Origin of the sequence: Wolbachia endosymbiont of Drosophila baimaii, assembly GCF_028982185.1 — a bacterium.
GTDB lineage: Bacteria > Pseudomonadota > Alphaproteobacteria > Rickettsiales > Anaplasmataceae > Wolbachia > Wolbachia pipientis.
This window is the reverse complement of sequence record NZ_JAPQLE010000011.1, coordinates 1-8,341: the sequence shown is the minus strand read 5'-3', so window position 1 is coordinate 8,341 and position 8,341 is coordinate 1. Positions and strand designations below refer to the sequence as shown.

The following is an 8,341-nucleotide window of genomic DNA, read 5'->3' as shown; positions in this document are numbered from 1 at the left end:
AACATTCCTCTATTCGAATCCTTTCGTCGTGCTGTTGATTCTGCCTTCCTATGACCTGTTCGGACTATTATGAGAAATGCTATAAAGTTGATGAAACTGCACGTGTTGAATCAACAACTGCAACCATTACCAATAGGTTTGGCATATATGGCTTAGAGTTTGGGTTGGTTTATCACTTTTAACTTTATCCAATAAATTACATATGTGAAGATAGTAAATTCAGCGTGCTGAGAACATTAGAAAGACGAGATTTTAATTGATTTTCATATTTACTCCAATCTTGTATTGCCTTTCTTGCAACACCTGAATCAACTGCGGCTTTTGCAACAGCAGGAGCTACTATAGAAATTAATCTTGGGTCAAATGGAGTAGGTATTATATATTCACGTCCATAGCCCATTTTACGACCGCCATAGACTGCAGATATCTCACCTGGTACTGGCTCACGGGCAAGCTTTGCTATTGCATCTGCAGCTGCAATTTTCATTTCATCATTTATTGTTGTTGCATGTACATCAAGTGCCCCTCTAAATATATAAGGAAAACCCATTACGTTGTTGACTTGGTTGTTGTAATCTGACCTACCAGTTGCAATTATTGCATCTGGCCTCACAGATTTTGCAAACTCAGGCCTTACTTCTGGATCGGGATTGGCAAGAGCAAAAATAATCGGGTCTTTGCCCATACTCTTTAACATCTCTTCATTTAACACATCTTTTGCAGATAGTCCGATGAATACATCAGCGCCTTTTATTGTATCAAGTAGAGAACGTTCGGAAGTATCAATTGCATATTTTTCCTTCCACTCATTCATGTCCTCGTTTCTACCTTTGTATATTACTCCTTGCTTATCACACAGCACTATATTTTTAGCGCCCATGGACTTTAGTATTTCTAAACATGCAATACTGGCTGCTCCAGCACCATTCATAATGATCTTAACGTCCTCTAATTTCTTTCCGACAATATCAAGAGCATTTTCTATACCAGCTGCAACAACCACTGCAGTTCCATGCTGGTCATCATGGAACACTGGAATATCCATCAGTTCATTCAGACGTTTCTCTATTATAAAACAATCGGGAGATCTTATATCCTCTAAATTTATCCCCCCCCAACTTGGCCCAAGGTACCTTACTGCATTGATAAAATCTTCTATATTTTCTGTACCAACTTCTATATCAACTGCATCAATATCAGCAAAACGCTTAAATAAAACAGCTTTGCCTTCCATGACAGGTTTTGCAGCAAGAGGACCGATATTACCAAGTCCAAGCACTGCAGTGCCATTTGAAATGACAGCAACACAGTTGCTTTTTGCCGTATAATCATAAACAACCTCAGGATTTTTAGCTATTTCAAGGCACGGAGCTGCAACGCCAGGGGAATAAGCAAGTGACAAATCATACTGGGTAGATAAAGGTTTTGTTGGCATGACTGAAATTTTACCAGGTTTACCACCTCTACTGTGATAATTAAGTGCCTCTTGTTTTGTGGTACTATCTAAATCATCGTTCATCATTACATCCTTATATTTTAAGCTTGTATTTTTTAAGTATATGGAGTTTTTATAAATGTTCAATTGTAAACTATTAGCTTGTGAACTCTGGTGTACTTCTGTATAAGTTTACCTACTACGTAGAATGGTATTACATGCTTAAGAAAAACGTGCCTAATTTGCTTACAATTTCTCGTGCGCTTGCAGTACCAGCAATAATATTAAGTTTTTATATAGAAAATAAATATGCAGGCCTGATAACAATATCAATCTTTGTGTTTGCGTGCATTACGGATTTTTTTGATGGTTACTTGGCGCGTGCGTGGAAAGTCCAATCAAAATTTGGCAAGCTATTTGATCCAATTGCTGATAAATTAATAGTGGTTTCAACGATAATTATGCTAGTTTATAAGCAGAAGATAAATGATTTTACAATAGTACCATCGATTATCATCATCTGTAGGGAGATATTAGTCTCGGGTTTGCGGGAGTTTTTGATAGCTACAAATGTTAGTCTACCTGTAAGCAAAGCTGGCAAAATTAAAACATTTTTGCAGATGGTTGCTGTAGTAGCGCTAATAATGAACGATTATTATATGATTCAATATACAGGTGCGATTTGTTTATGGGTTGCAGCTATTGTAACTGTGTGGTCAGGCTATAATTATATCCTAGCCGGCATCAAACAGATTGGTTAAATCTTCTAGGAAATAGTTAATAGACAAGAGTAGTTAATATCTTAGTGATATTGACTCAGAAAGCAAAAAGGTGTATAATTGTATTAACTTACAACTAATTAGGTTAATATTATGAAAATACCTAGTGGCAAATTTTCTTCTACCAAAAAGGTTCCAGGAAAGAATAAGAAAAAAAGAGATTTTGAACCATCAGAAGAGTTTTTTTGGGATTTTTGGCCAACAGTTGATAAAGAAGTCAAAAGAGAAAGGCTAGAACAAGAGCTATTAACACTAAAAAAAAGAGAGCTATATAGACAATGTGCATCATTGGTAACAATGGTTCCATTTGCATTATTTATGGCTATTGAACTGGAAAAAATATGTAGCGATCAGGTATTACTTGGCGTGATAAGTGGCGCGCTAAGCCACACTATATTACCTTTTATGGTCCTATCTCTTATTTGTACACTATATTTAATTTGCAATAATAGGAAAATAGCACAAAAAGAACGAGAGTTGAAAAATATTGAAAATGGAGAGGAAGTAAAGGAAAAAGAGCACAATATTTCTGATATAGGTCAGTGTTTGATCTATATTGAGGCTATAACAACTGCACTGGTTATTGTAGGTATGATAATGGGTGAAACATCTTCACTTGAAGCAGCAGAGGATGCAATTTTATTTCTTGCCAATGCAATTGCTTTTCTTGCAACTCTTGCTTCTTATATTGATAAGCATGAAAAAAATAAGAAAAAGGAAACAGAAAAATCTAATCTTGATGAGAAATCTAGCAAGAAAACTAGCAATATATCTGTAGCCGGATTGGCGCTTGCTGGTTCTTCTGTATTTTTAATAAGAAGGATAATGTTAATAGCATTAGCATCGTCCTTAAATCCTGCTGTTGGACCTACTTTAGGCTTGATAGGTATTGCAATTTTTATGGCTGTACAGGTCTTAACTATACATTCCTACAGCAAGACGCTGAAAGATCCAAAAGTGGAAGGACGAGGTGAATCAAGAAATGCAGGTAGTTCTGACCGTAGTTATAAAGAAGAAGGACCGGCTATTGCCTAAGAAATTTATTTATTTAAGTAATATTTAGGTCTATACTTTATTTTGATCGAAAAAAATCTTATGTATAAGACTTTAATCACGTGCTTTATTTTTCTGGTTTGCTCCTTTGCACAGTCGTATGCGAATGATCTTGAAAAAACTGAAACTGAACTATATGAAGAAGCAGTTGAACTTTTTGACCAGAAAAAATATAAACAAGCTATTAGGGCATTTCATAAGATAGAGGATTTGTATCCTTTTTCTTATTGGGCAAGGAAAACAAAATTATTATCTGGTGTGTCTCATTATAATATGGGTAACTATAGCAGTGCTGCAAGTGATATGGATAATTATATATATGTTTATCCAAATGGTGAAGATTTACCATATATATACTACTTAAGGGTATTATCTTATTACATGCAAATTAATAAAGTGCAGCTTGGACAGCAAATTGCATATAAAACTTTAGAGCTGGCTACAGAGTACATTAACCTTTTCCCAGACAGCGAATATATAGATGAGATCAAGGAAAAAGCAAAATTAATCACAGAACATATATCAATAAAAGAGTATTCTATCGGTAAATTTTACCTGAGGCGTGGTGAATATTTAGCAGCAATTAAGCGTTTCCAGAATATAGCAAGCTATAAGGATTCTAAATATTTTTCTAAGTCTATTAACTATTTAATAGCAGCCCATTCAGCTCTTGGCCTTGACTTAGAAGCTGAACAGTATGAGAGTATGTTATTAGCAGAAAACCTGCAAGATGCCAAACCGGAGGCTTGAAAATTTGCTTTAGTTTTTTCTATGCTTTGATATAATTAGGTCTTTAACTATTTGAATATGGCTGGTCATTCACAATTTTCAAATATAAAACATCGGAAAGGCACTCAGGATGCAAAGCGCTCTCAAAAATTTACGAAGCTGATTAGAGAAATAACAGTTGCTGCAAAGCAAGGGCTACCCGAACTCAACCCACGCCTTCGCTCTGCTATATTTGCTGCACGCAAGGAAAATCTACCAAAAGATAAAATAGAAACAGCAATAAAAAATGCAACTGGTAACGTTGCTGGAGAAAATTACGAGGAAATACAATATGAAGGTCATGGGCCTTTTGGCACTGCACTCATTGTCCATGCCTTGACTAATAACCGCAACCGTACTGCTTCTGAGGTGCGTTATATCTTTTCTCGTAAAGGTGGAAATTTAGGAGAAACAGGAAGTGTTAGTTACCTTTTCGATCATGTAGGCTTAATCGTCTGTAAAGCAGAAGGTATGAATTTTGACGATTTATTCAGTCATGGAATCGAATTAGAAGTATTGAATGTTGAGGAAAATGACAAAGAAGGATTACACGTTATAACTTGTGAAATAAAAGATTTTGGTAAAGTACGCGATGCCTTTTATGCAAAATTCGGAGAACCAGAACTTGCTCGTCTTTCACGGCAGCCAAAAGATCTGATTGAAATTAGCGATAAAGAGTTGATTGATAAATTATCTGCATTGGTTGAAGAGCTGGAAGATAATGATGATGTACAGTATGTGGAAGGTAATTTTACTTTTGTTGATAAGCTATGAGGCTGGTAATATTTGTATTGCTTTGTATTTTACCAGCATATGCTACTGAAACATCAACAGATCTTGCAGTGCTGTTCCAGTGTGTAGGGTGTCATCCCAGTGCCCAGACACTGGGATCCAGAAAAATTCAAGCACACTATGCAGCATTGTCAGTCAAAGAGCTGGATTCCAGTGTCAAGCACTGGAATGACACCACCCGCAAATTGCAATGTTCGTACAGTTGTGTGCCTAGACACTGGGATCCAGAAAATTCAATTACAAATGAACACATCAAGCGATTGTATAATAAAAACTGGATTCCAGCGTCAAGCGCTGGAATGACAGGAGAGGATTTTGAGGTGACAGAAAGCAACCATGATAGAAGGTTATTATTCATATCCAGTACCATAAAATCTTCCTTTTTTGCCACGGGAATTGAGCAAGGGTTGGCGCCAAATACAGTGGTGAAATTGATCAACATATATAAAGATTTCGGTGTTGATTTTAAAAAAGACATTGTGCCGAAGAGTAAATTGGAGGTTCTTTTTGAGAGATTGCCTAATAATCAGAAGACTGAAGAAAAAATTTTATATGCTTCACTGACAATAAACAAGAAAGCTGTTAGTTTATATCATTATAAATCGCAAGACGGCAAAGAAAGGTATTTTAATAATGAAGGAATAAGCTTAAAAAATGGCGAAATTTTTGCAAATCCTTTAAATGGAGATTATCGCATATCCTCAAAATTTGGCAATAGAAAGCATCCTGTTCGCGGTAAAATTGCTTTTCACAAAGGAGTGGATTATGCAGCTAAGCCTGGCACTCCCATATACGCTGCTGCAGAGGGTGTGATAGAATATATAGGAAAGAATGGTGGCTATGGAAATTACATCAAAATAAAACACAAAAATGAATATTCAACCTGTTATGCGCATATAAGTAGATTTAGTGGCGATATAAAGTTAGGCTCTAAAGTAAAGCAGGGGCAGGTCATCGCCTATGTTGGTAGCACTGGTGTTGCAACAGGCCCTCATTTACATTACGAAGTTATATATAACGGCAAACACATCGATCCGCTTACGATAGCGCATAAAACTGAAGTAAAATTGCCTGATCATGAATTAAGAGAGTTTAAACTATTTGTAAATAAGATAAATAAAACGATCAACAGAGAGAGTTCAAGTGAAAAAGAAGTTTAAAGACAATATGGATAAGAATACGATAAACGATAGAAATTTGAGTCAAATTCGGGCTTTTCCTGTACTAATAGCGCTAGGATTAATTTTATCGCTGCTTTTTTTGGCATATGACAGCACAATTGCACTTGGAGTTGCTGCCGTTTCAATTTTGACTTTTCTTCAAGGATTTTTTATTAATGACCCTAATGAAGCAAGAGTGATAGAATTTTTTGGTCATTATATTGGAACTTATTTTAAGTCTGGAATATGTGTAACGCTTCCCTTTTCAAGCAAATATATAGTTTCCCTAAAATTTCAAAATATCAACACAGAAAAAATAAAAGTGAATGATGCCAATGGAAGTCCAATAGAGATTTCAGCAGTGATTGTTTGGAGAGTAAATAGCCCGGCGAAGGCGTATTATAATGTTAACAACTATCACGAATTTGTTTTTGTACAAAGTGACTCAGTAATAAGAGAATTAGCTAGTAACTATCCGTATGACAGCGAGAGCAATGAGGAATCTTTACGTAAAAATTCTGATAAAATTTCAGATGAATTGCGGTCAATGTTACAACAAAGATTAAATATTGCAGGAATTGAGATTACAGAAGCAAGAATATCGCATTTGGCGTATTCGTCCGAGATTGCACAAGCAATGTTAAGGCGTCAACAAGCACATGCTATCACTTCGGCAAGAAGGCATATAGTGCAAAATGCAATAGGAATTGTCGAGGAAGTAATAGCTCATTTTGAAAAAAACAAAAGCTTACAATTAGATGGCAAGCAAAAGGTTCAATTGATAAATAATTTGTTGGTTGCCCTAATCTCTGAGCAAGATGCACAACCGACGATTAGTTTAGATAATAATTAGCATAGAAGCCGATTGGGTTTCATAAATGCAAGTCACTATTAATTTCTTGATTAATAGACTAAATGATGTTATAAATTACACGCATTAGGGGTGCTCTAGAAAAGCTGAGAGTACATAAAGTACAACCCTTTGAACCTGATATTGTTAAAGCAAGCGTAGGAAAATGTATGTATATAAATATTGAAGAATGCTTCGGCTTCATTGCGTTAATTGCATCTCTAATTGGATTATCACCTCAAGTATATAAAGCATATATCACTAAGGTTACTCGTGATGTATCGATGTTAATGTTAGTAAACTATCTTATTTGTTCATTGTCTTGGATTGGCTATGGTCTTTACCAGAGCTCAATTTTTGTGGTGCTTAGCAATATTGCTGGATTAGTGATTAGCATAATATCAATTATTCAAAAATGTTACTACGATGCAAAACCTGCACCATGATCATGTGCTGCACTGCAGTACACAACAACAATATCGTTCTATTGTAGTGCTAAATGGAAAAATACCGAGCTCATCGTTTTTTAAACGAGATATACCTATTATTGCTGTAGATGGAGGAGCAAACAAGCTTCTATCAATTGGCGTAAAACCTGATCTTGTAGTAGGAGATTTGGATAGCGTAAATCTGGATTTACGTGCTAATTTGAATACGATATATCTACCTGATCAAGATTATTGCGACTTTTCTAAAGCAATGGCTCACTTAAAAACAGTAAAGTTATTGCCATCAATAGTAACGGGTATTACTGGAGGAGCAATTGATCACATACTACAGAATATTAACATTTTTCTAAGTACGGGCAGTATCTTTTACACACCTTCACCTCCCATGGTAGGTTACACTTTACAAAAAGGTATTACCCATTTTTTTTCTTTGCCAAAAAATACTAAAATATCTTTACTTGGTATACCGAGAGCTCAAATATCAACTAAAGGATTAAAATGGGAACTGCACCTTAGTAATCTTGCTTTTCCGGGAAAAAATTCTTGCTTTAATCGAAGTTTAGGCAATAAGGTATCCGTAGAAGTACACAGTGGTATATGTCTAGCAATGATTTATTTAGAGACAGTAGATGATGCTGCAAGACATCATGTGCGTCAAGTTAAGAAGTAAATAGACTTCTTGCATAACCCAAACTAAGTAGAAAAAAGGTATCATCCAAGTAGCTGACACTGGTTCCTTTATGACGTGTCATTCCAGTTTCAGCTACTTGAATGACAGCAGTCCTACGTCATACCGCCGCGGTATCTCTTAGCCGCTAACAAGCAGCGGGATGACGAATTGCTTAACCGTCATACCGCCACGAACCGTCATACCGCCGCAGACCGTCATACCGCCGCGGTATCTCATCCGCTAACACGTAGTGGGATACTTGATCTTTACAGGGATGACGGTTGTCAGGCTAGCCTGTCATCCCAGTGCCCAGACACTTGTATCTTTATGATGTGAGGCATTAGAGCTAAAATACCTCACAGGGAGGGTGAAGCTGATGCGACAC

Annotated in this window: 10 protein-coding genes and 1 riboswitch; of the genes, 9 read left to right on the top strand and 1 reads right to left on the bottom strand. The window is 36.2% G+C overall.

Annotation, left to right across the window (positions count from 1 at the left end):
- Window positions 1-50: 50 nt before the first annotated feature.
- Window positions 51-182 carry a hypothetical protein gene (locus tag OZD66_RS00340; RefSeq protein ID WP_275021863.1) on the top strand — a complete coding sequence of 44 codons (132 nt, stop codon included), beginning with the start codon at window positions 51-53 and terminating at the stop codon, window positions 180-182.
- 14 nt (window positions 183-196) lie between these two features.
- Here OZD66_RS00340 and OZD66_RS00335 read toward each other — a convergent pair whose 3' ends face one another.
- On the bottom strand, window positions 197-1,519 hold the full coding sequence (locus tag OZD66_RS00335) for a malic enzyme-like NAD(P)-binding protein (RefSeq protein ID WP_182366596.1): 1,323 nt from the start codon (window positions 1,517-1,519) through the stop codon (window positions 197-199).
- Between the two features lie 134 nt (window positions 1,520-1,653).
- Between OZD66_RS00335 and pgsA the strand changes: the two genes are divergently transcribed.
- The 8 genes from pgsA (at window position 1,654) to OZD66_RS00290 (ending at window position 7,956) form a co-directional block, all read left to right on the top strand.
- Window positions 1,654-2,196, top strand: a complete 543-nt coding sequence (gene pgsA, locus OZD66_RS00330; RefSeq protein ID WP_155968529.1) for a CDP-diacylglycerol--glycerol-3-phosphate 3-phosphatidyltransferase — start codon at window positions 1,654-1,656, stop codon at window positions 2,194-2,196.
- Between the two features lie 111 nt (window positions 2,197-2,307).
- Window positions 2,308-3,249, top strand: coding sequence for a hypothetical protein (locus OZD66_RS00325; protein WP_182366465.1), 942 nt, complete (start codon window positions 2,308-2,310; stop codon window positions 3,247-3,249).
- A 60-nt stretch (window positions 3,250-3,309) separates the two neighbouring features.
- Window positions 3,310-4,017 (top strand): outer membrane protein assembly factor BamD, encoded by a 708-nt coding sequence (locus OZD66_RS00320; protein ID WP_182366467.1) that lies wholly within the window; start codon window positions 3,310-3,312, stop codon window positions 4,015-4,017.
- 57 nt (window positions 4,018-4,074) lie between these two features.
- Window positions 4,075-4,809: a YebC/PmpR family DNA-binding transcriptional regulator gene (locus OZD66_RS00315; protein ID WP_182366469.1), complete on the top strand. Its 735-nt coding sequence runs from the start codon at window positions 4,075-4,077 to the stop codon at window positions 4,807-4,809.
- The gene (locus OZD66_RS00305; protein ID WP_182366472.1) at window positions 4,806-5,987 is read left to right on the top strand and encodes a peptidoglycan DD-metalloendopeptidase family protein; all 1,182 of its coding nucleotides are present in this window, start codon (window positions 4,806-4,808) and stop codon (window positions 5,985-5,987) included. The genes OZD66_RS00315 and OZD66_RS00305 overlap by 4 nt, the downstream gene beginning before the upstream one ends.
- A gap of 7 nt (window positions 5,988-5,994) precedes the next feature.
- On the top strand, window positions 5,995-6,840 hold the full coding sequence (locus OZD66_RS00300) for an SPFH domain-containing protein (protein ID WP_182366598.1): 846 nt from the start codon (window positions 5,995-5,997) through the stop codon (window positions 6,838-6,840).
- A gap of 76 nt (window positions 6,841-6,916) precedes the next feature.
- Window positions 6,917-7,019: riboswitch (TPP riboswitch) on the top strand.
- Window positions 7,008-7,283 (top strand): SemiSWEET family sugar transporter, encoded by a 276-nt coding sequence (locus OZD66_RS00295; protein WP_006280002.1) that lies wholly within the window; start codon window positions 7,008-7,010, stop codon window positions 7,281-7,283. Its footprint overlaps the riboswitch before it by 12 nt.
- The gene (locus OZD66_RS00290; protein ID WP_010962623.1) at window positions 7,264-7,956 is read left to right on the top strand and encodes a thiamine diphosphokinase; all 693 of its coding nucleotides are present in this window, start codon (window positions 7,264-7,266) and stop codon (window positions 7,954-7,956) included. Before OZD66_RS00295 ends, OZD66_RS00290 begins: the two co-directional genes overlap by 20 nt.
- The last annotated feature ends 385 nt before the right edge of the window (window positions 7,957-8,341 follow it).